A 23,775-nucleotide genomic window follows, 5' to 3' on the forward strand; every position below is an offset into this window, starting at 1 on the left:
TGTGAACTATCTACCATTATACCAAAAAACAAGTGCCAACGCACTTGTTTACTTGTCTTCTTAGCCTAATTCCCAGCCTATTACTTATCTGGGATGACCTTGAAAAGGTAATAAGTAATAAAGATTGTCAGGGCGAACAAGAAAATTTTCACCCAAATTATTGGAGCTAACGCAATAGAAATTCCCATCAAGATATAGATGGATACGATAATCTTTTTCTTGCGCTCTTTTGCAATCGAGCCAGTCTCCCGAAAATCTGCGACATAGATTTGATACATTTTGGTGTGATAAAGCCAATTCTCAATCCGCTTGGAGCTACGTGAAAAGCAAGCTATAGACAAAAGCAAAAATGGGGCCGTCGGCAAGATAGGCAAAAACATTCCTATCACTCCTAAGGCCAAAGATAGGCAGGCAATCACAAAATAAATCAGGCGCATTTAGTTCCCTCACATACATTTTCATAGTCGTTCGTCATTTTCGTTCTTTTTCGTCCTTTCTAGTATAAAAAACAGGCTAAAAAACATAGAACTAGTTTCCCATAAAAAGCAATCCTTGTCAATCCTAAAAAGAGAGTGGGACAGAAATCGGTAATTCGTTAGAATTCGATTTCGTCGTCCCACCTCCGCACAGTTGAGTAGGGCTGTAAAAGCTGATGAAATCAGCGTAATAGAGCTCACTCAACCACTGCGTCCTGCTCGACAATCCAAAGACAATTGAGAGGCTAGGACTTTTGTCCCAGCCTCTTTCTGAGCGACTGACGATTAGATAGTTACCAAAGGCGTTGCAGTATCAGGAGAAGTATCAAAGACTTGGAAATCATGACCCACTGGCAAGTCAGCTTGAGCCAGTTGGTTGACCATGGTCATATGAGCCAGCTCCTTGATATTATTTTCCTTGCTCAGATGCCCCAGATAGATGCGCTTAGTACGATTGCCAAGGGTACGAATCATAGTTTCCGCACCGTCTTCGTTGGATAAATGCCCCAAGTCAGACAAGATGCGCTGCTTCAGACTCCACGGATAAGCACCGCTTCGGAGAATCTCGATATCATGATTACTCTCAATCAAATAAGCATCTGCATTCTCAATCACTCCTGCCATGCGGTCACTGACATAGCCCGTATCCGTCAGCATGACAAAGCTCTTTCCATCCTTCATAAAGCGATAAAACTGGGGAGCAGCTGCATCGTGGCTCACTCCAAAACTTTCGATATCGAGGTCACCGAAGGTCTTCATCTTACCCATTTCAAAGATATGCTTCTGACTGGCATCCAGCTTGCCCAAGTCATTTTCCATCGCTCGCCAGGTTGCTTCGTTGGCATAAATATCTAGATTGTACTTACGCGCCAAAACCCCTACACCATGGATGTGATCCTTGTGCTCATGGGTGACCAAAATAGCATCTAAGTCCTCTGGTTTGCGGTCAATTTCACTCAAAAGGCTCGTAATTTTTTTCCCTGATAGACCAGCATCGACAAGTAGGCGTTTTTGGTCTGTTTCCAGATAAAAGCAATTGCCACTTGAGCCTGATGCTAGAATACTATATTGAAATCCCTTAGTCATGTTCACTTTCTACATTCTCTTCATTTTCCCAGTCATCTACACGGACAGCATCGTTATCATATGGAAGAACAATGGTAAAGGTAGAGCCTTTGCCATATTCACTCTTGGCCCAGATAAAGCCATGATGCTGCTTGATAATTTCTTTAGCGATAGCCAGACCCAAGCCCGTTCCTCCCTGGGCTCGACTGCGGGCCTTATCCACCCGATAGAAACGATCAAAAATCTTTGGCAGGTCCTGTTTGGGAATACCCAGACCTTCATCGGAAATCGAGAGAATCAGCTGAACATCTGTTGTCCTCACAGAAACCGTAATCGTCCCACCATCAGGTGAATACTTGATGGCATTGTTCATGATATTATCAATAACCTGAGTCATCTTATCCGTATCAATCTCTACCCAAATCGGCGTAATTGAATAATCCCTGATAATCTCATATTTTTTGGTCTCATCCTGATTTTTTATCTTATCAAAACGGTTGAGGATATAGGTGATAAAGGCTGTAAAATTAGTCAGCTCGACATCCAGATGGCTGGTATCATTATCAATCCGCGACAGGCTGAGCAAGTCCGTCACCATCCGCATCATCCGATTGGTCTCGGTCAGCGAGACCTTGACAAAGTCTGGTGCAACAGGCTCTGACAGGGCTCCATCATCCAAGGCTTCCAGATAAGATTTTACACTGGTCAGAGGCGTCCGCAATTCATGGCTAACATTGGAAACGAAAAGTCGGCGCTCCCGCTCTTCCTTGTCCTGCTCCGTCGTATCATGCAACACTGCTACCAGACCAGATATAAAACCTGACTCCCGTCTAATCAAGGCAAACCGAACCCGCAGGCTTACGTATTCGCCGTTTTCGTCTTGAGAATCAATGGTCAATTCTGGAACATTGGTAATCAATTCGCGCAAATCGTACTCATCAGCAATATCCAGCAAATCCAAAATACTAGTATTAAGCACATCATCACGTTTGACACCCAATTGCTTGGTTGCCATGTCATTGATGGTAATAATCTGCCCTCGACGATTGGTCGCAAGCACACCATCCGTCATATAAGACAAGATGCTGGATAGACGCTTGGTCTCTTGCTCCAAATTTTCATGCGTCAGGCGAATCACTTCAGAAAGATCATTGATGGAATTGGTCATGTCCGTGATTTCAGGACTGCCCTGCATATCTAAAACTTCTGAATAATCTCCTGCGATCAATCCCTTGATCTTTTGATTTAACTGCACCAGCTTTTGAGTATCTCGTCGATTTTCCAGAAGTAAAAGAGCTACAACGATAATAAAACCGACAACGATCAGTGAAAAGACAAAGTCAGGAGAAAGAACAAATTCTTTTAGCGTTTCAATCATTATTTCTTATGTAATAACCGACACCGCGGCGAGTCAGGATATACTCCGGACGGCTTGGAGTATCTTCGATTTTTTCGCGCAGACGACGAATGGTCACATCGACTGTCCGCACATCTCCAAAGTAATCATAGCCCCAGACGGTTTCCAGCAAGTGCTCACGCGTCATAACCTGACCAACATGAGTAGCCAAATGGTGCAAGAGTTCAAATTCACGATGGGTTAATTCCAATTCTTTCCCATGTTTTTTCACCACAAAAGCATCTGGAAGAATCTGCAAATCCCCAATAAACAGTTCCTTTGGACTGCTCTCGTCTACATGACTATCTGGGATTAGTTCAGAACGGCGCAACAAGGCCTTGACCCGAGCCAGTAATTCACGATTTGAAAAGGGCTTGGTCACATAGTCATCGGCACCGATCTCCAGACCGATTACCTTATCAAATTCGCTATCTTTGGCCGAAAGTACAATAATCGGCACATTGCTGGTCTTGCGGATGGTCCGAGCAACATCCAGTCCATCCACTTCTGGCAACATCAAATCCAGAATCAAGATATCCGGCTGCTCTGCTTCAAACATTTCTAGAGCTTCCTTACCATCAAAGGCTGTCAATACTTCATAGCCTTCCTTAGCCATGTTAAACTTTATAATGTCCGAGATTGGCTTCTCGTCATCTACAACTAATATTTTTTTCATTTTTTACCTTCATATCTATACAATTTTTAAGCTTAGACATCTATTGTTTTTGTACTTGTCCTACTGCTCCATAAGCACTATTATATCAAATTTTCCTTAAAAAATACTATTTTCACACACTATATTCCAACATTCTTGTAAAAATTTCACCCTATCTTTCTCTCAAAAATTTCAGCCAAGGATGAGGAATCCTCGCTAAAATCCTTGATTTTTTTCACTTTTTCTGCAAAAATAGAGGCATAGAAAGAAGGTTGAACTATGACAAAAATCAATCAAATCATCACTTATCTTGAAAATGAAAAACAGGATGTAGCTGTAATCTCTGATCCTGTAACCATTCATTACCTAACAGGCTTTTACAGCGATCCACATGAACGCCAGATGTTCCTATTCGTCTACACTGACCATGAGCCACTTCTTTTCGTACCAGCACTGGAGGTTGAGCGTGCTTCCTCTACCGTAGATTTTCAGGTTGTGGGCTATGTCGATTCTGAAAACCCTTGGGAAAAGATCAAGGCTTCCCTACCATCTCAAACCTTCAAGCAAGTAGCGGTCGAGTTTGACAATCTGATTTTAACCAAGTACCACGGCCTGCGTACCGTTTTTGATGGGGCTGAATTTGTCAATTTGACTTCTTACATCAACCGCTTGCGCTTGATCAAGTCAGCCGATGAAATCCAGAAAATGCTGGTAGCTGGCCAATACGCTGACAAGGCTGTCAATATCGGTTTTGACAATATTTCACTAGAAAATACTGAAACAGACATCATCGCTCAAATCGACTTCGCCATCAAGCGAGAAGGCTACGAAATGAGCTTTGAAACTATGGTTCTGACAGGCAATAACGCAGCCAATCCGCACGGCATTCCCGGAGCCAATAAAATCGAAAACAATGCCCTTCTTCTCTTTGACCTTGGCTGCATGGTCAATGGCTATGCCAGCGATATGACACGGACCGTTGCTGTCGGCCAGCCGGACCAGTTCAAAAAAGATATCTACTATCTGACATTGGAAGCCCAACAAGCTGCACTTGATTTTATCAAACCAGGCGTCACAGCTCATGAAGTAGACCGCGCAGCTCGTGAGGTCATCGAAAAAGCTGGTTATGGCGAGTATTTCAACCACCGCCTTGGACACGGTATCGGTATGGATGTCCACGAATTTCCATCTATCATGGAAGGCAACGACATGGTCATCGAGGAAGGCATGTGCTTCTCTGTCGAGCCCGGCATTTACATTCCTGGCAAGGTTGGTGTCCGCATTGAGGACTGCGGCTATGTTACAAAGAATGGCTTTGAACTTTTCACTGAGACTAGCAAGGACTTGTTGTATTTTGATTAGAATAACAGAAAAGCACCGTTCGGTGCTTTTTTAGCTTATCGATAGTTTTATTTATCCTGTTGTCTTCTCCCCAGCCTCCAACTCCAGTAGAAAGGCTTTTTTATCAAGGCCGCCGGCATAGCCGGTCAACTTGCCATCGCTTCCGACAATCCTATGACAGGGAATCAGAAGGGAAATGGGATTATGACCGATGGCACCACCGACTGCTCTAGCAGAGCCAATCTTACCGTACTCAGCTTGTAATTCTCGTAGAATATCTGAATAGGTAGCCGTTTGTCCATAGGGAATCTTCTGCAGCACTGTCAGAACCTTGCTTCTAAACTCAGTAACTTGGGGTGCCAATGGAATTTCATCAGTTGCAGGATTTTCTCCCTTAAAATAAGCGTCCAACCAATCAGAGACGCGTCGGCTGACTTCTGTCTCTCCCTGTTGCGCTTGCTCCAGATCATAGCCTGCCCCAAAATATTTCTGATTCTCCAGCCAAAGTCCCAACAAGGCATTTGCGTCTGTCAAGATAAGAATCCGGCCAATCGGTGATGCATAATAAGTCTTGTACATATTTTTTCTTTCTTTTAGCTTTTTGATATGCCTTATTATACCACTCTTGTCCAAATTTTTGCCACAATCCCATCTGGGTCTGTGACTTCTAGCTCTTGAGAGCTAATCCATCGGGCTGGTGCCTGCAAGTCCAGAGCATTTTCATAAATAGCTACTAAGTCTTCTTTTCCTTCTACTTGTGCCTCAAAATAGGCTAGTCCCTGTTGCTTCGGTTGGCGATGATTCAAGTGAGAACCTCCCCATTCATTGACGGCTAAATGATGATGGTAGTTACCTGATGCCAGCCAGCTTGCAGAAGGTACAGAAAATTTGTCCTCCAAGCCTAGAAGTTTTTGGTAAAAATGACTGGCTGCTCTGCTATTTTTCACAGACAGGTGGACATGGCCCATACGAGTTCCTTCAGCAATACTAAACGGCTGGACTTCCTGACCTAGTTCATAGATTTCTTGAGCCGCGAGCGCTTCCGTCACTCCGATAATGCGGCCATCTTCTCGAATATCCCAATCAGCCTGAGGTTTGTCCCGATAAAGCTCAATGCCATTGCCTTCTGGATCCTCCAGATAAATGGCTTCACTATAACCGTGGTCCGCTCCTCCGACCATAGGAACTTTATTTTCTGATAAATGCTTAAGGATATCCGCCAAAGCTTGACGGCTTGGAAGCAAGAGTGCCAGATGATAAAGACCGTAAGCCGACTTAACTGACTGCCGGTCACTGGTTGCTAAGAGTTTCACCAGCGCTTGTCCGTCCCTGCCCAAAGCCACCTGACCGTCCTGCTCTTTCAAAAGTTCCAGCCCTAAAACACGCTGATAAAAATCCTTTTGTCTTGCTAAGTCAGCCACATAAAGTACCACCTCTCCTAGATAAATCTTGCTTTCATATTCAAAAGTCATGTTTTTCTCCTCTCTTTTAATCCAATCGAAGATTCAGCAGTCCGCCTGCTCAATCTTTTTTATTTTCCCAAAACAGAAATACGTTTCTTGATGTGGCTGCCCTTTTCAATCTCATCCAGCATAGCCACAGCATAATCTGCATAGCTAATTCGACTTTTACCGGCTTCATTGACAGTAAAGACCTCGCCAGCTAGGATATAATCGCCCGTCTTAGCACCATCTGCATCAAAATCTGCTGCGGGACTGATGTAGGTCCATAGAACATTATCAAACTGACGCAAATGAGCTAGCCCTTCCGCCATAGCTTTAGCCAAAGGCTTGTAATCTGCTGGAAAATCTGGTATATCTGACAGCTGGATGCTCATTTCTGGATCCATATAGAGGCTGCCTGCACCACCGACAACTAACAATCGAATCTTTGTATCTGCCAAAAGCATTGCTAGATGTTCCAATGAACTTGTATGCTGAGGCAGGTTATCGCGTGCAAAAGCTCCAAAAGCTGATACGACTGCATCAAACTCAAGCAAGTCTTCCTTAGTCAAGTCAAACAAATCTTTAATTAATTCATACCGGGCCTCACTTTTATTAGCTGACCGAACGATGGCCGTTACATCATGCCCCCGCTCAACTGCTTCATTCACGATGAGGCTGCCAGCTTTTCCATTTGCTCCGATTACTGCGATTTTCATAGTCTTATCCTCCGATAATTAATTTTATATTGTAATTATTTTTGTTACATCTATTAGTATAGCACATCCTAATGTAATATCAATAATTACATCTCGGAATATTATTCACCCCCAAAAAACAATCTGCTCACTGGGAAACAGATTGTTCTTTAATTTCTTTTTCGGTTGCTGCCACGACCTCGTCAAGGCTGGTCTGAGCCAATTCAGCTTCCATGGCTGCCTGAATAGCCGCCAAGCGGTCGTCTAAGACATTGTGAATGTTCTTGCCGATAGGACAGTCTGGATTGGGCTTATCATGAAAGCTAAAGAGCTGGCCGCTCTTGCCCAGACACTCAACCGCGCTATAGACGTCCAAAAGGCTAATATCTTTTAAATCTTTGGCAATCTCTGCTCCTCCAGTCCCACGAGCAACGGTAATCATCCCGGCATTCTTGAGCTGGGACAGGGTCTTGCGAATAATAACTGGATTGACGCCAACACTGCCAGCAAGAATATCACTGGTCAGTTTTTGTTTTTTTCCCTCTAAAGCCAATACAATCAGCATATGAGTGGCAATGGTAAAACGGCTAGAAATCTGCATTTTTTCTCCTCCCTCATCATTTTCTCTCACTATTATATCTCAAAAATGGTGTAACTTCAAGAGTTACGACTGGACTTTAAGAAAGCTGCAATATCGTCTGCATAGCCTTCCCGCTCACTGATTTCGCGCAGCAGGTCGTGGTTGTGGGTATGGTGGATACCATTGACCAAGCTCTCCCGATAAATCTCATAGTAAGGCAAGTGGAGCTCCCGAGCCAATCTCAGCTCCTGCTCCACATCATAGGCCACGCGCCTCAGGTCAACATCAGCCAGACCCGTCTCATCTATCTCTAAAATGGCATACTGGGCTCGCAAGTCCTGACGCAAAGCTGAATCAAGAAAGAATGGCTGACCAATAGAGCCGGGATTGATAATCAGCTGGCCCTGAGTCCCATAACGAAGAAACTGCTGATGAATATGGCCATAAACAGCAACAGCGCAGTCATTGCCCTCGAAAAGGCGGTCGAAATCGCTCTGCTCGCCAATATGAATCAGCTCCCGCCCCCAGTTCTTATCAGGCAGATGGTGGCTGACCGCAATCTTCAAGCCTTCTACTTCTGTCAAGAGCTGCAGAGGAAGTTCCTGCATACGGTCAATCTCTTCAGGACGGATTTCCTCTAGGACAAAATGGCAGAGCCGGGTCAGGTAGAGATGGCTAGGACGATTCAAATCTAGCTTTTGGTGCAGGGCATGCCAGAGGCTGTCCTCCCAATTCCCTCTGACCTGGAGGCTGATGGGCAGCTGCTCCATCCTATCTAGGATATTTCTGCGACCGGTTCCTGGCAGGAGCAAATCCCCCAAAAACCAATAGTCTGTCACTTGCTGGCTCTCCGCATCCGCCAGTACTGCTTCCAAGGCTGTGCTATTCCCATGCACATCTGATAATAAGGCAATTTTTCGTGTCATCGTGTGTCTTTCTCTTTCTTTACAAGGAATATTATATCAAAGTTCAAAAAAACTTCCACTCATCAAGTGAGTGAAAGTTTTGAAGTGTTTTTTTAAAATTAATCAACAGACTTGAGCGCTTCCAGCATATCCACCCTTCTGAGGCGGTAGTTGACAAAGAAGCCAAGCAAGGTCAGAATAAGAGTCACTGCTGTTAGAGGAAACAGATAGACTGAGGGACTTACTTGAGGGGTTAAGCTGATAATGCTAGGCGCAACCTTCTCAATCAAAAAACGATGCAGGAAGAAACCGCCTAGAAGCCCAACTGCCATCCCAATCACTGACAGAATAATGGTCTCTCGATAGATATAAAGTGTCACTTCCTTATTATGGAAGCCCAAAACCTTGATAGTGGACAGCTCGCGAATCCGCTCAGCCACATTGATATTGGTCAGATTGTAGAGAATGACGACTGCTAAAAGAATGGAAATCAGCACTAAAATCATCATCGTATTATTAAGAGAACTAGCTAAAACATTGAACTGCTTCACCATGCTAGCATTTTGAGAAACACTCTTGACAGACTTGAGGCTCATAAATTCATTGGCCTTGTCCACAATATTTTTGCTAGAAGAGTTCTTGAGCCTTACTAAATAAGCGTTTTTTTCGAGCTTATTCCCATAAATCTTCTGGTAGTCAGTTGCCTTCATGAAGGCAAAATGACCAAAATGATTCTCATTGACTGCTGCGAGCTTGACAGGCTTGCCACCCAGCTCTATACTACCACCAGGGCTAACTCCAGCTATGCGAGCCAATTTATCCGAAACGGCCACACCATCTTTGAGGGTCAGCTTCTTCTGGTTGTTAGGACTTTCCAGAGAAATAAAAGGTTCAAAATTTTCTTTGTCCGTAACCATCAAAGTGACTGATTCGGTCTCTTTTCTTCCTTTGTATTTCTCTGTCAAGGTTTCACTATAGATCTCCTGATAATCAACAATCGAGCCATCTGACAGCATCTTTTTCAGCTTGTCTTGCTCAGCTTGATTCTCCCCAGGATTGACAGCGACAATCAAGTCGTATCGCAGAATCTCCTCAAACTGACGTTTTGGAATACCACCAATAGAAGATTGGAGTCCTAGGCCGGCAAAGAGCAGGGCAACAGAACCCGCCACACCAAAGATGGTCATGAACATCCGCTGCTTATAGCGAAAGATATTGCGTGCTGTGACCTTCTGAGTAAAGCTAAGACGTCGCCAGATAAAGGGCAGTCTTTCCAAGAAAATCTTGGAGCCTTTGACCGGTGGCTTGGGCAAAAGCAAGTGAGCTGCTTCTTCTGTCAGCTCTCGTCTTGCCACCAAATAGGCAGGAAGAACACTAGAAAGAAGGGAAAGCCCAAGGGCCAGTAAACTATAGGAAATATAAAAATATGCATGAGGGGCAGAGAGCACCATCCCTCTGGTAATAATAGAAGAAATCACACCTGACAAGAAATAATGTCCCAACAGAATTCCTATGAGGGTACCTAGACTCCCCGCCACCAAACCGTAAAGAGCAAACTTGCGAATGATATCTCGGCTATGATAGCCTAGGGCCTTAAAGACACCTGCATTTGTTCGCTCCTCATCGACAAAGCGCGTCATAGTGGTAAAGGTCACCATAGCTGCCACCAAATAGAGCACCACCGGGAAGATATTGCCAATCGACGTAATACTATTCATGGAGTTTTTATACATATAATAGCCATTCCCACCTGGTAGGGACTTGCGGTCATAGCTATGATAGGCTGGCTCTTTCAAACGACTAAGGTTTGCCTTAGCGTCAGCTAGCTTGTCCTTGCTAGCTGATAAGTCTTTCTCTGCCTGAGCTAGCTCTGCTTTTTTCTGATTGAGCTGGATCTCAGCTTCCTGAATCTGCTGCTGGCTCTGGCTGAGCTGTGCAGGAGGGAGGATAGAAGCGGATTGAGCTGCCGCTAGCTGGCTTTTTTGCTGGTCTAGCTGACTCTGAGCTTGCTCTAATTGTTTTTTCCCCTGGATCAGTTGACTCTCAGCTTGACCAATCTTATCTTCACCCTTCTGAATGGTGCTTTTGGCATCCGTCTCTAATAGCTTAAACCGGGTCGCTCCATTATCTTCAAGGCTCTTGTCCAAAGCAGTCTGGTGCTCCTCCAAACGCTCCTGATAACTTGCAGAGAAGGGAGCCAGCTTTTCTAAATCATGATAGCGCAGGCGGGCAATACTGTAAACATCTGTATCAAAGGCCTTGGGGTTGACTACAGCATAGGCTGATAAAGCCCCGCTGCCACTAGTCGCATTGCCCAGATTTCTATCAGACCAGAGCTCTGCTGAGTTGACAAAACCCACAATCTTATAAGTCTTGTTTTTCAGAACTGACCGACTGCCGGCTTTTTCGGTCAGATCAATCTCCTGACCAAGTTTATATTTTCTAGACCAAAAGCTAGCTAGGACAATTTCTTGCTCATTCTGAGGAAGACGACCAGAGGTCACTTGAAAGTTTGAAATATCCTTGGTATCTGAGAATACTCGGAGAGCCTCCTCGTCTACGGTGACATCTGTCAGATAGCCAAACTCGACATCAGCCCCTTTGATCGCTTCCAACTCTTTCTGATCCGCCTTATCCAAACCATAGTCCGCCATAACAGCCAAGTCCATGGTTCGCTGCTCTTTCAAGTAATCTGTTGCTGTTCTGCGCATATTGGGTGGAGCGACCTTGAGCCCCACGAGAGCTAAAGAGCCCAGCATCATGAGGATTAAAATAGATAGGAAACGTCCTTTAGAGCTAGTGAAGGAGCGCAGAATATCTTTCCAATAAATCTTTCTCTTCATATCAATACTCCAATGTACTTATATCCTGAGGCTCTTCATTGACTGTAACACTCTTGACCCTCGCATCGTGCATGCGGATAACCCGGTCAGCAATGGGAGCCAAGGCAGCATTGTGGGTCACGATAATCACCGTCGCTCCTTGATTGCGAGACATGTCCTGTAAGATTTGCAGTACTTGCTTGCCGGTATTGTAGTCCAAAGCTCCTGTCGGCTCATCGCAGAGCAAAATCTTGGGATTTTTGGCCACAGCCCGAGCAATGGACACCCTCTGCTGCTCCCCGCCTGACAGCTGAGCCGGAAAATTATTGAGGCGATTTTCCATACCAACCGCAGTTAGAACGGCCACTGGATCTTGAGCATCCTTGACAATTTCAGAAGCTAATTCCACATTTTCCTTGGCCGTCAGATTGGGCACCAAATTGTAAAACTGAAAGACGAAGCCCACATCATTGCGGCGATAGTCCGTCAGCTGGTGGGAATTGTAGTCAGCAATATTCTGACCGTCTATCAGAATGTCTCCCTCATCATTGGTATCCATACCTCCAAGAATATTAAGCACTGTTGACTTACCAGCACCAGAAGCACCCAGGATAATGACCAGTTCCCCTTTTTCAATCTCAAAAGAAATATCGTTATTAGCGACAATTTCTGCCTCACCTACCTGATAACGTTTAAAGCTATGTTTCATTTCAATATAAGCCATATCGTTTCTCTCCTTTTCAAAGCTTGTTTCCTTAAATCAACAAGGTGTTGATTCCAAATCACAGATATTATATAATGAGCTTAGACAAAAAGCAATAATCAAAAATCAACAAAGTGTTGATTTAAGTAAAAAGGAAGAAAAATGGTCCAGAAACGGAAAACTAGTACCAAGGAAGACATCAAAGAAGCCTTGATTCAGCTACTATATGAGGAAAGGTTTGATACTATCTCCATCAGCAAGCTCTGCAAACGGGCAGGGATTAATCGCGGCACCTTCTACCTCCACTACCAAGATAAGTATCAGATGATTGATAGCCTCAAAAACGACATCATTTCTCAACTTTATAGTTATAGTCTTTTTGAAGAAGAAGGCGAATATTCCAAACAGTTCATGATAGCAAAATTTCATATACTGCGTGCTAATGAACGTCTGATCAATGCCCTGACTAAAAGCCATTATATTGACTTTCGCGGAGCTATTCGGGAATTCATAACCAGTATCATTCTGAGCGACAAGCAAAAAGCTGCTACCCAGCGTTTTTTAGAGGAGAACTTTCACATCCCTCAGAAATACGCCTTGGAAATCTTCCTATCCAGTGTTGAGGGGATTATTTCTCTTTGGATAGCTGGCGGAGCTCAGGAAGAGCCTGAAGAAATTACTCAAATGATCCTAGCTACCTACAATTATGATTATTGGAAATCATAACCAGCACTCCACTTTTATAGATGAGAACTCAAAAAGGCACAGAGTAATCTGTGCCTTTTCTTAAAACATTTCTGGTGAGCAAATAGTTTTTTGGTGATGCCCACTTAGATAAAGGCAACAAAATCCTGTCCTATTTTACCATGTCTGGATCGTAATCATAAAATCCTGTATCGAGGAAACGATTCTTCGGATGCAATTTGTGAAGCAGCTCATCTAGCAAGAAAGCTTGGTCATGGCTAAATTCACCTTTTTCAATCAGATCTCTTGCCTGAACAAAGAGCTTAGCAATCTCAACAAAATTCTGACCAGGAGTATAGAGACCTTCCAATTTCCAATGAGTAAAGCCGTGGTCAACCAATTCTGTCAACTTGGTCATCAAGTCCAAGTCATTATTGGCAAAAATGTGAGTCCCATGCTTGTCCTCAAAGATCGAATAATGGCTCTGAGGATCGCTCGGTTCCGCAAGAAAGAGATCCCTCTCTCTTGATTTCGCATCATCGATGTGTGTAAAGTTATAATAATTTTGCAAAAGCGGACGTTTAGAGTGGTGGATAACGCTCGCACCATAAACTAAGACTTCTGCTGGAATCTCAAGAATTTCTGGCATTTTAAAGAGTTCTGCCGATGGAATTTCCCGCGCCAAAACAGCTTCTGACACCCCAGCATTCTTGCCCCAAAAATTAATCTGGCGGCTGCTGGTAACCATGGTTGAAGCATCATAAATCGTTTTCAACTTATAACCATCCCGCTGCAAGACGTAGAATACACCTGCATCCCCAACGGTGATATAGTCCACTTCAATCTCCTGAAGAAAATCCAAATAAGGCTTGATCTGGTCCATCATGTCCTGATGCATCAAAGCATTGACGGCAACGGTCATTTCTTTTCCTGCCTGATGAACCATTTGTGAGATACGATTTAATTCGTCATAAGTGAAGTTATGCGGTAAACGAAGACCGTATTTTTCCTCACCGACATAAATACGATCTACTCCTGCTTCCAATAAGGCTTGAACTTGTTCTATACTTTCAGCTGTTGCTGTTATGATTATCTTTTTCATATCATTATTATACCAAAAAAATAGGATTTATGATTTCTTAATTCGATTTTATTCGTTTTGTAACTATCTTGTAATATATCTAATCATAGAAACATGATAGAATGATAAGGTACTACTAGGAGAGAGACAATGGCTGTAAGAGATTTTAAACAGTTTGAATCAGCGCCCCTGCATGATTCGACAGAGCAAACTAAGGAAATATCCTATCAAGAATACCTGCCCCAAGCAGAATCGGCATCACAATTACGTGAGCTATTTTTCTTTATAAATATCGCTTTATTCTGTATTTTGACAGTCTTTTTTAGCTTTATCTTCTTATCTGCAAAGATAAGCACCTTCCTATCTTTCACACTTGCTGTAGTCCTGAGTCTCATGGTTATTCAAGGCTATCGCACTGTTCGGAGAAAGAAACGCCGTTAATTCACGAATTAAATCAAACGAGATCAAAAGATCTCGTTTTTTCGTTTCTTTACCAAGCGTAATTTGGTTCCTGACAAGCACACATCGCTGCCAATAATTCTTCTGGAGTCACCTTTTTCAGCCCTCCATAGACTGGATCCTGAACGGTATAGGATGGATCAATGTAATAAACTGCAAGGACATCACTGCCGTCTGCTGATAATTCATAGCCTGTACCCACGACATTGTGTTCACCCTTGTGCCCTGGGTAGATGGAGGCATTATCAATCGTACAGTAGAGCGGATAGCCATCATCAATATTCTTGCGCAGGCGCTCTTTAAAAAGACGCATATCTTCCGAATTCGAGGCGCTACTAGTCACTGTAGCAAGATGGTAGCCCGCTTGGCCTGCCGGCACTTCCGCATAACCAAATAAATATTGATTTAAGACACGGATTGCATTGACATTATGGGTGCCGAAAGTCTCATCGGTGCCCATCGCTCGTGCCAATTCTTCCTGACTAGCTTGAACGCCCCTGTAAGTTAGAATCATACTGACAGAGGTCGGTGCGCAAGTATTCCAAGATCGCTGGATCTGCATGGGAACTTCCAGGCGTTTTCGGATTGGAGAAGGCGTTTCTTTACTAGAAGGCTGTGTCTCCTCTTCTCTGGCCTTTTCACCGGTCTGACTAGAGCTTTCCGACTCCGCAGAAGTCGAACTCTGACTAGGACTGGATTGATTAGCACTAGATTGACTACTGCTAGCTGTTTTCGAGTAGGCTTGACTCGTGCTCGAAGCCTTAGAAGAAGAGTCAGAGCTTCCAGACTTAGGGGACTCTGAAGCTTTCTGCCGAGAACAAGCGAGTAAGCAGCAGCCTAAACCAAGCAAGGCAAGTACTTTTAAATTTTTCATACCAACACCCCCTTTTATTTATATGATAACGCTTTCTTTTCCAAAAATCAAGTTGGCCGAGGAGAAACTAAATAGTAGTAATTTTTGCTTCCTATACCACTACAGCAAAGCTCCAATTCGAACAAAAAATGAGGCTTGAACTCTTTTGTCCCAGCCTCATCTTGTATATCTAGTTTGAATTTACTTATCTTCTAAATCAATGATAATTTCTTCTGAAGGGGCTTTTTCTCCTTCTTCCACCACGATATCAGAAATTTCTTCTTCAAGAATTTCCTCTTCTTTTTCAAACTTTTCTTTTATTTCTTGGAATTTATCCTGCGAATAGTCTACTACTGACTTGGTCTTATCCTTGACAGACTCCAATACTGTTTCTGCTGTAATTTCGCCATTTTCAACCTTTTCCTTGGTTTGGTTGATGGCTTTGACAGCCTGATCTGAAAAGTCCTTTACTGATTGGACAACTGCTTCATGAGTCTTATCTGGATCTTCACGATAGTCGACAACAAAGTCTTGAACTTTTTCAGTAATTTCTTTGCCTTTTTTGCTAGTTAGAAAGTACGCTGCAGCTGCACCAGACACAGCACCTAATAAAAGTGATGAAATTTTTCCCATAATAAACCTACTTTCTTATTTTTTAAATAATTTGCCAACAAAACGAAGGGCCGTTAGACCTGCTGTTGTTTTCGCTGTCGTGCTTCCTGCTGCGACTGCTTTTTTTCCTAAAACACGCGCCTGATCGTTTAAATCAGAGACTGATTCGGATAGGTCTGCCACCGCATTGAAAAGTGGATCAATCGTTGCTACTTTGTGGTTGATATCATCTGTCAACACATTGACTTTGGCAATCAAATCATTGGTTTGATGCAGGGTGACATTGACATCAGAAGTTAAAACTTTGATCGTATTTTCGGTCTCATCCAGCATTTTTGCAGCTTTATCACCGAGAGTTTTGACGGTAAGGGTCATGTATATTAGAAAGACAATCAAAGCAACAGCAACTAAAGTATAAGCAATTTCAAGCATAATATTCTCCTCTCATTCTTGATAATAGGGGGCTTGTTTTTTTCTTTGGTAAATCATAATGCCGATACCTAGTAAAATCAGGGCTGCAGACAGCCACTGAGAGACACGAACACCCAAGAACATGAGACTATCAGTCCGCATACCCTCGATAATCATCCGGCCAAAGCCGTACCAAATCAGGTAAAAGGCTGCCAATTCTCCCTGACGGAAGAATTTAGACCGGCGTCGTAGGATTAGCAGTAGGACAAAGCCAAGTAAATTCCAAAGGGATTCGTACAAAAAGGTTGGTTGGCGATAAGCACCATCTATGTACATATTCTTGCGGATAAAGGACGGTAGATAATTAAGATTTTTGACCACCGCTCCATAGGCTTCTTGGTTAAAGAAATTGCCCCAACGGCCGATGCTCTGAGCGATCAAGACACTAGGCGCTGCAATATCCAAGAAATCAACAGGATTGATCAACCTTCTCTGTGAAAAGAAATAGAGGACGAGAGCACCGGTAATCAAACCGCCGTAAATGGCTAAACCACCATTCCAAATCTGAAAAATCTCAATCAGAGAATGCTTGCCATAATAAGACCATTCAAAAATCACATAGTAGAGCCGCGCTCCAAGGATGGCCAAGGGAAAGGCAATCAGAATGAAATCAAGAATATCATCTGGAATCATCTTTTTGCGTGGCGCTTCCTTCATAGCCAAGTAAACGGCTAAAATCAAGCCAGTGACAATGCAGATCGCATACCAACGAATACTAAAGGGACCGACTGAAAAAGCTACTGGATCAAGCATCTTTCACCTCATTCTGGCTAATCAGATTAGTCAGTCGTTCTTCAAAAATCTTGGTGGCATCAAAGCCCATTTCCTTGGCACGGTAGTTCATGGCTGCAGCCTCAATCACCACAGAGATATTGCGTCCTGTCTTAACTGGGATGCGAATACGAGGAATTCTGACACCAGAAACTTCCAGTTCTTCTGCATTATTGCCCAGACGGTCAAAGGTCTTATTGGTATCATAATTTTCGAGATAGACGGCAATCTGTACCTGTGAAGAATCCTTAACCGCACTAGCTCCGTAAAGGCTCATCACATCAATAATACCGACACCACGAATTTCCAAGAGATGGCGAAGAATCTCAGCAGGCTCTCCCCAGAGGGTCATTTCATCCTTGGCAAAGATATCGACCCGATCATCCGCCACTAATCGATGGCCACGCTTGACTAACTCAAGACCAGTTTCACTTTTACCAATACCACTGTCCCCTTGAATCAGCACTCCCATACCGTAGATGTCCATCAATACGCCATGAACACTGGTTCTGACCGCCAAACGTGAGTCAAGGAAACTAGAAATTTCCCCTGATAAACGACTAGTTGATGTGCGGCTGGTAAGAATCGCGATTTGCTTTTCTTCGGCTGCTCGCCGCATTTCTTCAGGAATCTCCAAATCGCGTGCCACAATGACAACTGGCGTTTCTGGTTGAAACATTTTCAGAAGGACTTGATGACGGTTGTGGGACGTCATCTTCATCAGATAAGACCACTCCTTCATCCCAATCAGCTGAATCCGTTCTGGCGTGTAGTAGTCAAAATAGCCGGTCATTTCAAGGCCCGGCCGCGAAATATCCGATGTCGAAATCTCCTTTTCTAAGAGGTCATCACTGCCGTAAACGATGCGTAAACGGACTTTTTCAATCAAATCTTTGACCTTTACAGACATTCCCTGCTCCCTTCAAATTTATCTTTCTCTATTATAGCAAATTTTTACCCTAAAAGAGTTTTTAAGATTGGAAATTAAGCAGGATTTTTCCCTAGATGCTTATAAAAACATATCTCAGCCAGCAAAAAGGCCAGTCAAAACAACTAGCCTATCCATCTTTGGAGAATTCTTTTCTGATTTTGAAAGCAAGGATGGCTCTCGATAAAGGCTGGTATTTCACTTAGAGGTAGCCAGAGATGAGCATCGGTTTCGCCTACCTGATAGCGAACTTGATTCTTGTCACTAGACACCACCGCTTCATAGAAATCAAAGTGGCACTGGTCTTCGACAGAGCACACCTGCTCCAACAGTCTTATACTGTCGGGAATCAGGCCTGTTTCTTCTTCCAATTCCCGTAGGGCGGCTGTCTGACTATCCTCTCCTGCCAATACACTGCCTCCCGCTCCAAACTCATAGTAGCCAGAATAGAGACTTTTATTTGCTGACCGCCGCATAAAGAGAATATCGCCATCCTGATGGCGAACCAAGACATTGACACAAAGATGAAACTGCCCTTCAGGAATCTTTTCTCCTCGAACTAGGAGATGCGGGAGCTGATTTCGATTCAAGTCATAGGCATTCCAAACCTCTGTCATATTTCCTCCTTGGATAAATCATTCATCTTTCGGCAATAGCTTCCAGATTCAGTCAGCTACGCTTCCCTAGATTCTCTCTTTTCGTTTACTATACATCCAGCAAAAATTCGGGAATATTCCCGAATTTTATATTTGTTATTTTACCAAAACCAACCGTCATTATCATTGATTGGCTCGGCATCTTTCATTTTACGAGGGCCCGTTCCATACATTTCCGCTTCCACATCTTCCTTATAAGGCATCACAACAGCCAACAAAATATAAATCAAAATTCCTAAGCCAAAATTGAAAACTGTAAAAATGATGAATAAAAAGCGTAACAAGCCAAGATCAAAGTTAAATTTATCAGCCAATCCCGACAAAACCCCTGAAATTACTCGGTTTCTTCTTAATTTATAAAACTTAGTTTTCATGATGATGACCTCAACTCTCATTCTTTCCTTCATTTTACCATAGTGGCAGGACAAAAAAATCAGCCCGAAGGCTGATTCTGCATCGATCCGTTTTTAATCCGCTCACTCTTTATTTGTTTCCTCTTTTAGGAATGCCAATTTCCCTCTGCAGCGACCGCAACGGTATTTTTGAAGATTGACTCTGCGTCTGCGACGAATAAGTGCTCCGCAACTCAGGCATTCATAGATGAGAAAGGCTTGCGAGTTGGACAAGGATGGAGCGTAGCGCAAACCATCTACCTGCTTGAGCAATTCTTTAAAATCCCTATCTCCATGGCGGTAACCTTTGCCTTGATAATAGAGGTGATAGTGGACTAGCTCATGACGAACAATTTTTCGGAAAATCTCCAGCCCAAAAGTTTCATAGATTTTTGGGTTGAAATCCAAATGGCCATCTTTTGGAAAGAAGCGTCCTCCAGTCGTGCGGAGACGCTTGTTCCAATAGGCTTGGTGGCGAAATTCCCAGCCAAAATCTTCTAGCGACACCTGCTTGACATAGTTAGTTAGATTCATTTGGCGCTATCAGAGAGAGATTGACCTTTTCCCGCTCCACATCCAGTTTATCCACCCAGACAGTGACCAAATCACCGACTGATAAGACTTGACTAGGGTGTTTAATGAAGTTTTTACTGATCTTAGAAATATGGATAAGACCGTCTTCGTGGATACCGATATCCACAAAGGCTCCGAAATCGACGACATTGCGGACGACCCCTTCCAGTTTTTGACCGATACGCAGATCCTTGATATCCAAGACATCCTGCCGCAGCACTGGTGCGTCAAAGGAATCACGCAAATCTCGGCCAGGCTTGAGCAAATCAGCAATAATATCTTTGAGGGTTTCTTCTCCTAGACCTAGCTCTGCAGCCAAACTAGCAACCTGAACAGCCTTTAATTTGGCTTGGGCCGCTTCATCCAAACTGCTGATTTCCAGACGCTTAAAGAGCTCTTCCACCGCCTTATAAGACTCTGGGTGAACGCCCGTATTGTCTAGCAGGTTATCACTTTCAGGAATACGCAGGAAGCCGGCTGCCTGTTCAAAAGCCTTTGCGCCCAGACGCGGCACTTTCTTGATGGCTTCGCGAGACCGAATCAAACCTTCCGTTTCCCGGTATTTGACTATATTTTCTGAAATAGTCTTATTGAGACCAGCTACATGGGCCAGCAGGGCAGGACTGGCGGTGTTGATATTAACTCCGACCTGGTTGACCACTGTATCAACGACAAAGTCCAGACTTTCAGACAGCTTTTTCTGGCTGACATCATGCTGGTACTGACCAACCCCTATAGACTTAGGATCAATCTTAACCAGCTCTGCCAAAGGATCCTGCAATCGGCGGGCAATGGAAATAGCTGAGCGCTTTTCAACAGTCAAATCTGGAAACTCATGACGAGCCAGTTCACTAGCAGAGTATACAGATGCTCCGCTCTCATTGACGATGACATAGCTGACATTTGGATGAGATTTCAAAACTTCTGCTACAAAGGCTTCGCTTTCTCGACTGGCCGTTCCGTTTCCGATGGCAATGATTTCCACGCCAAACTGCTCAATCAGCTCTGACAACTCCTTCTTAGAAGCTTCAATCTGAGCTGGCTTTGCTGGTGGCACGGGATAGATAACATGAGTCGTCAGCATCTTGCCTGTTGGATCCACAACAGCCAGCTTGGCTCCTGTCCGAAAGGCTGGGTCAAAGCCCAGTACTACGCGACCTTTGAGAGGGGCAATCAGGAGGAGATTGCGGAGGTTCTCTGAGAAGAGCTGAATTGCTCCATCCTCAGCAGCCTCGGTCAGCTCGGTCCGAATACGACGCTCCATGGCTGGAATGATTTTCTTTTTAACTGCTTGCTGGACAGCTTCGATAATATAGGCGTTTTTCACCTTGAAACGTACTTCAAAGAAGCGCAGAATTTTCTCGAGATTGTGTTCAAAACCAACCTTGAGAATACCTAGCTTCTCACCACGATTAAGAGCCAAGGTACGGTAGCCTTGCATAGTCGCTACTTTTTCAGAAAAATCATAATAAATTTGGAAGACCTGCTTTTCATCCAAATCACCATCTTTAAGACTAGATACGATAGAAGAATTTGTCTGAATCTCATGGTAGGTCCAAGCCCGCAGCTTGGTATCTTCGGAAATCGCCTCAGTCAGAATATCCACTGCTCCAGCTAGAGCAGCTTCTGATGTTGGAAAGGCTTCACTAGTCAGTTTCTCAGCTTCTTCCTGCAGATTAGCCGCATCTTGTAGGATTAGGCGGGCCAAAGGAAAGAGGCCAGCTTCACGCGCAATGGTAGCCTTGGTACGGCGCTTCTCCTTGTAAGGCAGATAAAGCTCTTCCACATCAGCCAACTTTTCAGCAGCTTCAATCTCAGAACGCAGCGCATCCGTTAGTTTGCCTTGCTCCTCAATCTTGGCCAAAACTGTCGCTTTACGCTCAGCCAAAGCAGTCATGCTCTTATCCAAATCAATAATCGCCTTAATCTCGACCTCATCCAGATTTCCCGTCATTTCCTTACGGTAACGAGCAATAAAAGGAATCGTATTTCCCTCAGCGGTCAGTTCTAAGACCTGTGATACTTGTTTTTCTTTAAGGCCCAATTTCTGGGCAATTTTTTCAATATTCAAATTTTCCATAACGCTTCTATTATATCATAATATGAAGCTGGAAAATCTATAAAGACTAGTTTAATCCATCTTTTTTTGCTAGGGTGAGTCTGCTCTCTCTGATCAATCATGGCTGAAAATATCATTTTTTTTCTTTTGGTAGTATAATAGAATTATTATTTTAGAAATGAGGTGCCTTTATGGCTGTGAAATTTACCAAAACAGACGATTTAGACAAGATGTTCGAGGAGTTTGCCACTCTGCCCAAGCTTGAAAAAGTAGAATTTCCAGATGACAAAAAGAAAAAAGAAGCGCAAGAAAAGGCTAAAAAAGCATGAGCTTCTTTTCTAACCTTCCTTCCAGCGTCTTACAGGCTGGAGCCATCTTTCTCTCCATTATCATTGAGGCCCTGCCTTTTGTCCTGATCGGAAGTATTATTTCCGGCTTTATCGAGGTGTATGTCACGCCAGACAGGGTTTATCGTTTCCTGCCCAAGAACAAGTGGGCTCGGATTTTCTTTGGAAGCTTGATCGGCGTCGTCTTTCCGTCCTGTGAGTGCGGAATTGTTCCCATTATAAACCGGTTTCTGGAAAAGAAAGTTCCCAGTTACACGGCTGTGCCTTTTCTGGTAACGGCTCCAGTCATCAACCCCATCGTGCTCTTTGCGACCTACTCAGCCTTTGGAAATTCCTTCCGAATGGCTCTGCTTCGTGCTTTAGGTTCTATGGTCGTGGCTATTCTTTTAGGGATCTTTCTCGGCTTCTTTGCAGATAGCAATATCCAAAAAGAAAATCGCAAGGCTGTTCATGAGCATGACTTTTCACATCTCAGCAAAGGACAAAAGGTTTTTCAGGTCTTTGTGCAGGCTATTGACGAATTTTTCGATACAGGCCGCTATCTGGTCTTTGGCTGTCTCTTCGCCAGCATAGTACAAGTCTATGTGCCAACCAGAATCCTGACCACTATCAGCTCGACACCAGCTGTTGCTATTTTTCTGCTCATGCTGCTGTCCTTCCTGCTCTCACTTTGCAGCGAAGCTGATGCTTTCATCGGGAGCTCCTTGATTGCTAGCTTCGGTTTAGCGCCAGTCTTAGCTTTCTTGGTCATTGGGCCTATGCTAGATGTCAAGAATCTGCTGATGATGAAGAACTACTTTAAGACACGCTTTATCTGGCAATTTATCAGCCTAGTTACCGTCGTCGTCTTTCTTTACTCTTGGCTTGTGGGGGTAGTGCTATGATTCGGTTTCTAATCTTAGTCGGCTACTTTGAGATTACTATGTATCTACAGCTGACGGGCAAGCTTAATCAATATATCAATCTCCACTATTCCTATCTGGCATACTTGTCTATGATTCTATCCTTTATCTTGGCAGTTGTGCAGCTGATCATCTGGATGAAAAAGATGGAGGTCCACAGTCATTTAAGCACTCGCCGGGCCAAGTTAGGTAGCGTGCTGCTTCTGGTCATTCCGCTTTTTGTGGGAATTTTATTTCCAACTGTGACCTTGGATTCGACCACAGTTTCGGCCAAAGGATTTCATTTCCCACTGGCTGAGGGAACTTCTGCAGCTGTCCAGCAGGACGAAGGCACAACCAGCCAATACCTGAAGCCAGACACCAGCACCTACTTTACCAAAGGGGCTTACGAAAAAGAAATGCGTGCTGCCGCCAAGAAATATGTCAAGCAAGATACCATTCAGGTCACGACTGAGAACTACATGGAAGTCATGGAGGTCATCTATGATTATCCCGACGAGTTTGTAGGCAAAACGCTGGAGTTCACTGGCTTTGTCTACAACGACCCCAGCGACCAGAAGAGACAATTTCTCTTTCGCTTCGGTATTATCCATTGTATCGCCGACTCAGGTGTCTATGGCCTCTTGACGACTGGAAATACCCAGCATTTCGAGGATAATACCTGGATTCATGCCAAGGGGAAACTTGCCATGCACTACCATAAAAGTCTGGGACAAAGCCTGCCAACTCTAGAAGTTGAAAGCTTTGATAAGGTAGAAAAACCGGACAATCCCTACGTCTATCGGGTCTTTTAGAGTCAAACACCTGTGAAAATCCATTTTCATGGGTGTTTCTTTTATATGCAAGCCTTGCAATTCATTCTTTCCTTTTTACTAAGTTGTTATGACCAACTTTTATAAATTAC

General features: G+C 43.8%; 27 protein-coding genes. 6 read left to right on the top strand and 21 right to left on the bottom strand.

Features of this window, described 5'->3' with window-relative positions; genetic code table 11:
• Positions 1-80 precede the first annotated feature (80 nt).
• The 4 genes from D8791_RS07695 to yycF all read right to left on the bottom strand — a co-directional run bounded on the left by D8791_RS07695 (position 81) and on the right by yycF (position 3,613).
• Complete coding sequence (locus tag D8791_RS07695; RefSeq protein WP_125447141.1) at positions 81-437, bottom strand: YbaN family protein; 357 nt, start codon at positions 435-437, stop codon at positions 81-83.
• Between the two features lie 324 nt (positions 438-761).
• Positions 762-1,562: an exodeoxyribonuclease WalJ gene (gene walJ, locus D8791_RS07710; protein ID WP_125447143.1), complete on the bottom strand. Its 801-nt coding sequence runs from the start codon at positions 1,560-1,562 to the stop codon at positions 762-764.
• Positions 1,555-2,919 carry a cell wall metabolism sensor histidine kinase VicK gene (vicK, locus tag D8791_RS07715; protein WP_125447145.1) on the bottom strand — a complete coding sequence of 455 codons (1,365 nt, stop codon included), beginning with the start codon at positions 2,917-2,919 and terminating at the stop codon, positions 1,555-1,557. The genes walJ and vicK overlap by 8 nt, the downstream gene beginning before the upstream one ends.
• Positions 2,912-3,613 (bottom strand): response regulator YycF, encoded by a 702-nt coding sequence (gene yycF / locus D8791_RS07720; protein ID WP_005589489.1) that lies wholly within the window; start codon positions 3,611-3,613, stop codon positions 2,912-2,914. Before yycF ends, vicK begins: the two co-directional genes overlap by 8 nt.
• A 258-nt stretch (positions 3,614-3,871) precedes the next feature.
• On the opposite strand from yycF, the gene D8791_RS07725 reads away from it, so the two are divergent.
• A complete protein-coding gene (locus tag D8791_RS07725; RefSeq protein ID WP_125447147.1) occupies positions 3,872-4,954 on the top strand; it encodes a M24 family metallopeptidase in 1,083 nt (360 codons plus the stop codon).
• Between the two features lie 51 nt (positions 4,955-5,005).
• Here D8791_RS07725 and D8791_RS07730 read toward each other — a convergent pair whose 3' ends face one another.
• The 7 genes from D8791_RS07730 to D8791_RS07760 all read right to left on the bottom strand — a co-directional run bounded on the left by D8791_RS07730 (position 5,006) and on the right by D8791_RS07760 (position 12,104).
• Positions 5,006-5,512, bottom strand: a complete 507-nt coding sequence (locus D8791_RS07730; protein WP_125447149.1) for a methylated-DNA--[protein]-cysteine S-methyltransferase — start codon at positions 5,510-5,512, stop codon at positions 5,006-5,008.
• A 35-nt stretch (positions 5,513-5,547) separates the two neighbouring features.
• A complete protein-coding gene (locus D8791_RS07735; protein WP_125447151.1) occupies positions 5,548-6,405 on the bottom strand; it encodes a VOC family protein in 858 nt (285 codons plus the stop codon).
• Positions 6,406-6,464: 59 nt separating this feature from the next.
• The gene (locus D8791_RS07740) at positions 6,465-7,094 is read right to left on the bottom strand and encodes an NAD(P)-dependent oxidoreductase (protein ID WP_125447153.1); all 630 of its coding nucleotides are present in this window, start codon (positions 7,092-7,094) and stop codon (positions 6,465-6,467) included.
• Positions 7,095-7,221: 127 nt separating this feature from the next.
• Positions 7,222-7,674, bottom strand: coding sequence for an Rrf2 family transcriptional regulator (locus D8791_RS07745; protein ID WP_002931101.1), 453 nt, complete (start codon positions 7,672-7,674; stop codon positions 7,222-7,224).
• Positions 7,675-7,730: 56 nt separating this feature from the next.
• On the bottom strand, positions 7,731-8,579 hold the full coding sequence (locus D8791_RS07750) for a metallophosphoesterase family protein (protein ID WP_125447155.1): 849 nt from the start codon (positions 8,577-8,579) through the stop codon (positions 7,731-7,733).
• A gap of 98 nt (positions 8,580-8,677) precedes the next feature.
• Positions 8,678-11,401 (bottom strand): FtsX-like permease family protein, encoded by a 2,724-nt coding sequence (locus D8791_RS07755; RefSeq protein WP_125447157.1) that lies wholly within the window; start codon positions 11,399-11,401, stop codon positions 8,678-8,680.
• A 1-nt stretch (position 11,402) separates the two neighbouring features.
• A complete protein-coding gene (locus D8791_RS07760) occupies positions 11,403-12,104 on the bottom strand; it encodes an ABC transporter ATP-binding protein (protein ID WP_125447159.1) in 702 nt (233 codons plus the stop codon).
• Positions 12,105-12,245: 141 nt separating this feature from the next.
• Here D8791_RS07760 and D8791_RS07765 point away from each other — a divergent pair, with 141 nt between their 5' ends.
• The gene (locus tag D8791_RS07765) at positions 12,246-12,809 is read left to right on the top strand and encodes a TetR/AcrR family transcriptional regulator (protein WP_125447161.1); all 564 of its coding nucleotides are present in this window, start codon (positions 12,246-12,248) and stop codon (positions 12,807-12,809) included.
• A gap of 130 nt (positions 12,810-12,939) precedes the next feature.
• Here the strand turns inward: D8791_RS07765 and D8791_RS07770 are convergent, their stop codons facing one another.
• The gene (locus D8791_RS07770; RefSeq protein WP_125380333.1) at positions 12,940-13,869 is read right to left on the bottom strand and encodes a peptidase U32 family protein; all 930 of its coding nucleotides are present in this window, start codon (positions 13,867-13,869) and stop codon (positions 12,940-12,942) included.
• Between the two features lie 129 nt (positions 13,870-13,998).
• Here D8791_RS07770 and D8791_RS07775 point away from each other — a divergent pair, with 129 nt between their 5' ends.
• The gene (locus D8791_RS07775) at positions 13,999-14,289 is read left to right on the top strand and encodes a DUF3270 family protein (RefSeq protein WP_125373715.1); all 291 of its coding nucleotides are present in this window, start codon (positions 13,999-14,001) and stop codon (positions 14,287-14,289) included.
• Between the two features lie 49 nt (positions 14,290-14,338).
• On the opposite strand, the gene D8791_RS07780 is transcribed toward D8791_RS07775, so the two are convergent.
• The 9 genes from D8791_RS07780 to D8791_RS07820 all read right to left on the bottom strand — a co-directional run bounded on the left by D8791_RS07780 (position 14,339) and on the right by D8791_RS07820 (position 21,643).
• Positions 14,339-15,181, bottom strand: a complete 843-nt coding sequence (locus D8791_RS07780; RefSeq protein ID WP_125447163.1) for a C39 family peptidase — start codon at positions 15,179-15,181, stop codon at positions 14,339-14,341.
• Between the two features lie 180 nt (positions 15,182-15,361).
• Positions 15,362-15,793: a YtxH domain-containing protein gene (locus D8791_RS07785; protein ID WP_125447165.1), complete on the bottom strand. Its 432-nt coding sequence runs from the start codon at positions 15,791-15,793 to the stop codon at positions 15,362-15,364.
• 15 nt (positions 15,794-15,808) lie between these two features.
• Positions 15,809-16,204: a DUF948 domain-containing protein gene (locus D8791_RS07790; RefSeq protein ID WP_185758434.1), complete on the bottom strand. Its 396-nt coding sequence runs from the start codon at positions 16,202-16,204 to the stop codon at positions 15,809-15,811.
• 12 nt (positions 16,205-16,216) lie between these two features.
• Positions 16,217-16,996: a prolipoprotein diacylglyceryl transferase gene (lgt, locus tag D8791_RS07795; RefSeq protein ID WP_125447167.1), complete on the bottom strand. Its 780-nt coding sequence runs from the start codon at positions 16,994-16,996 to the stop codon at positions 16,217-16,219.
• Positions 16,989-17,924 carry an HPr(Ser) kinase/phosphatase gene (hprK, locus tag D8791_RS07800; RefSeq protein WP_048792079.1) on the bottom strand — a complete coding sequence of 312 codons (936 nt, stop codon included), beginning with the start codon at positions 17,922-17,924 and terminating at the stop codon, positions 16,989-16,991. Before hprK ends, lgt begins: the two co-directional genes overlap by 8 nt.
• Before the next feature lie 143 nt (positions 17,925-18,067).
• Positions 18,068-18,559 carry an NUDIX hydrolase gene (locus D8791_RS07805; protein WP_125447169.1) on the bottom strand — a complete coding sequence of 164 codons (492 nt, stop codon included), beginning with the start codon at positions 18,557-18,559 and terminating at the stop codon, positions 18,068-18,070.
• 140 nt (positions 18,560-18,699) lie between these two features.
• The gene (locus D8791_RS07810; protein WP_015605217.1) at positions 18,700-18,972 is read right to left on the bottom strand and encodes a PspC domain-containing protein; all 273 of its coding nucleotides are present in this window, start codon (positions 18,970-18,972) and stop codon (positions 18,700-18,702) included.
• A gap of 102 nt (positions 18,973-19,074) precedes the next feature.
• Positions 19,075-19,524, bottom strand: coding sequence for a SprT family protein (locus D8791_RS07815; RefSeq protein WP_125447171.1), 450 nt, complete (start codon positions 19,522-19,524; stop codon positions 19,075-19,077).
• Positions 19,511-21,643 carry a Tex family protein gene (locus tag D8791_RS07820; protein ID WP_125447173.1) on the bottom strand — a complete coding sequence of 711 codons (2,133 nt, stop codon included), beginning with the start codon at positions 21,641-21,643 and terminating at the stop codon, positions 19,511-19,513. The genes D8791_RS07815 and D8791_RS07820 overlap by 14 nt, the downstream gene beginning before the upstream one ends.
• A 170-nt stretch (positions 21,644-21,813) precedes the next feature.
• Here D8791_RS07820 and D8791_RS07825 point away from each other — a divergent pair, with 170 nt between their 5' ends.
• The 3 genes from D8791_RS07825 to D8791_RS07835 are packed head-to-tail and all read left to right on the top strand — an operon-like array spanning position 21,814 to position 23,665.
• Entirely contained in the window at positions 21,814-21,951 is a 138-nt protein-coding gene (locus D8791_RS07825) for an SPJ_0845 family protein (protein WP_125388326.1), read from the top strand.
• Positions 21,948-22,853: a permease gene (locus D8791_RS07830; protein WP_125447175.1), complete on the top strand. Its 906-nt coding sequence runs from the start codon at positions 21,948-21,950 to the stop codon at positions 22,851-22,853. Before D8791_RS07825 ends, D8791_RS07830 begins: the two co-directional genes overlap by 4 nt.
• Positions 22,850-23,665, top strand: a complete 816-nt coding sequence (locus D8791_RS07835) for a TIGR03943 family putative permease subunit (protein ID WP_125447177.1) — start codon at positions 22,850-22,852, stop codon at positions 23,663-23,665. The genes D8791_RS07830 and D8791_RS07835 overlap by 4 nt, the downstream gene beginning before the upstream one ends.
• The last annotated feature ends 110 nt before the right edge of the window (positions 23,666-23,775 follow it).

Source organism: Streptococcus cristatus, assembly GCF_003943515.1.
GTDB lineage: Bacteria > Bacillota > Bacilli > Lactobacillales > Streptococcaceae > Streptococcus > Streptococcus cristatus_D.

Coding starts and splice junctions, on each gene's coding strand:
- D8791_RS07750 (WP_125447155.1), bottom strand. CDS start 8,579: ATGACACGAAAAATTGCCTTATTATCAGATGTGCATGGGAATAGCACA.
- D8791_RS07790 (WP_185758434.1), bottom strand. CDS start 16,204: ATGCTTGAAATTGCTTATACTTTAGTTGCTGTTGCTTTGATTGTCTTT.
- D8791_RS07775 (WP_125373715.1), top strand. CDS start 13,999: ATGGCTGTAAGAGATTTTAAACAGTTTGAATCAGCGCCCCTGCATGAT.
- hprK (WP_048792079.1), bottom strand. CDS start 17,924: ATGTCTGTAAAGGTCAAAGATTTGATTGAAAAAGTCCGTTTACGCATC.
- D8791_RS07835 (WP_125447177.1), top strand. CDS start 22,850: ATGATTCGGTTTCTAATCTTAGTCGGCTACTTTGAGATTACTATGTAT.
- D8791_RS07745 (WP_002931101.1), bottom strand. CDS start 7,674: ATGCAGATTTCTAGCCGTTTTACCATTGCCACTCATATGCTGATTGTA.
- D8791_RS07725 (WP_125447147.1), top strand. CDS start 3,872: ATGACAAAAATCAATCAAATCATCACTTATCTTGAAAATGAAAAACAG.
- vicK (WP_125447145.1), bottom strand. CDS start 2,919: ATGATTGAAACGCTAAAAGAATTTGTTCTTTCTCCTGACTTTGTCTTT.
- lgt (WP_125447167.1), bottom strand. CDS start 16,996: ATGCTTGATCCAGTAGCTTTTTCAGTCGGTCCCTTTAGTATTCGTTGG.
- D8791_RS07760 (WP_125447159.1), bottom strand. CDS start 12,104: ATGGCTTATATTGAAATGAAACATAGCTTTAAACGTTATCAGGTAGGT.
- D8791_RS07755 (WP_125447157.1), bottom strand. CDS start 11,401: ATGAAGAGAAAGATTTATTGGAAAGATATTCTGCGCTCCTTCACTAGC.
- D8791_RS07765 (WP_125447161.1), top strand. CDS start 12,246: ATGGTCCAGAAACGGAAAACTAGTACCAAGGAAGACATCAAAGAAGCC.
- D8791_RS07730 (WP_125447149.1), bottom strand. CDS start 5,512: ATGTACAAGACTTATTATGCATCACCGATTGGCCGGATTCTTATCTTG.
- D8791_RS07815 (WP_125447171.1), bottom strand. CDS start 19,524: ATGAATCTAACTAACTATGTCAAGCAGGTGTCGCTAGAAGATTTTGGC.
- D8791_RS07695 (WP_125447141.1), bottom strand. CDS start 437: ATGCGCCTGATTTATTTTGTGATTGCCTGCCTATCTTTGGCCTTAGGA.
- D8791_RS07820 (WP_125447173.1), bottom strand. CDS start 21,643: ATGGAAAATTTGAATATTGAAAAAATTGCCCAGAAATTGGGCCTTAAA.
- D8791_RS07785 (WP_125447165.1), bottom strand. CDS start 15,793: ATGGGAAAAATTTCATCACTTTTATTAGGTGCTGTGTCTGGTGCAGCT.
- D8791_RS07735 (WP_125447151.1), bottom strand. CDS start 6,405: ATGACTTTTGAATATGAAAGCAAGATTTATCTAGGAGAGGTGGTACTT.
- D8791_RS07810 (WP_015605217.1), bottom strand. CDS start 18,972: ATGAAAACTAAGTTTTATAAATTAAGAAGAAACCGAGTAATTTCAGGG.
- walJ (WP_125447143.1), bottom strand. CDS start 1,562: ATGACTAAGGGATTTCAATATAGTATTCTAGCATCAGGCTCAAGTGGC.
- D8791_RS07830 (WP_125447175.1), top strand. CDS start 21,948: ATGAGCTTCTTTTCTAACCTTCCTTCCAGCGTCTTACAGGCTGGAGCC.
- D8791_RS07740 (WP_125447153.1), bottom strand. CDS start 7,094: ATGAAAATCGCAGTAATCGGAGCAAATGGAAAAGCTGGCAGCCTCATC.
- D8791_RS07805 (WP_125447169.1), bottom strand. CDS start 18,559: ATGACAGAGGTTTGGAATGCCTATGACTTGAATCGAAATCAGCTCCCG.
- D8791_RS07780 (WP_125447163.1), bottom strand. CDS start 15,181: ATGAAAAATTTAAAAGTACTTGCCTTGCTTGGTTTAGGCTGCTGCTTA.
- yycF (WP_005589489.1), bottom strand. CDS start 3,613: ATGAAAAAAATATTAGTTGTAGATGACGAGAAGCCAATCTCGGACATT.
- D8791_RS07770 (WP_125380333.1), bottom strand. CDS start 13,869: ATGAAAAAGATAATCATAACAGCAACAGCTGAAAGTATAGAACAAGTT.
- D8791_RS07825 (WP_125388326.1), top strand. CDS start 21,814: ATGGCTGTGAAATTTACCAAAACAGACGATTTAGACAAGATGTTCGAG.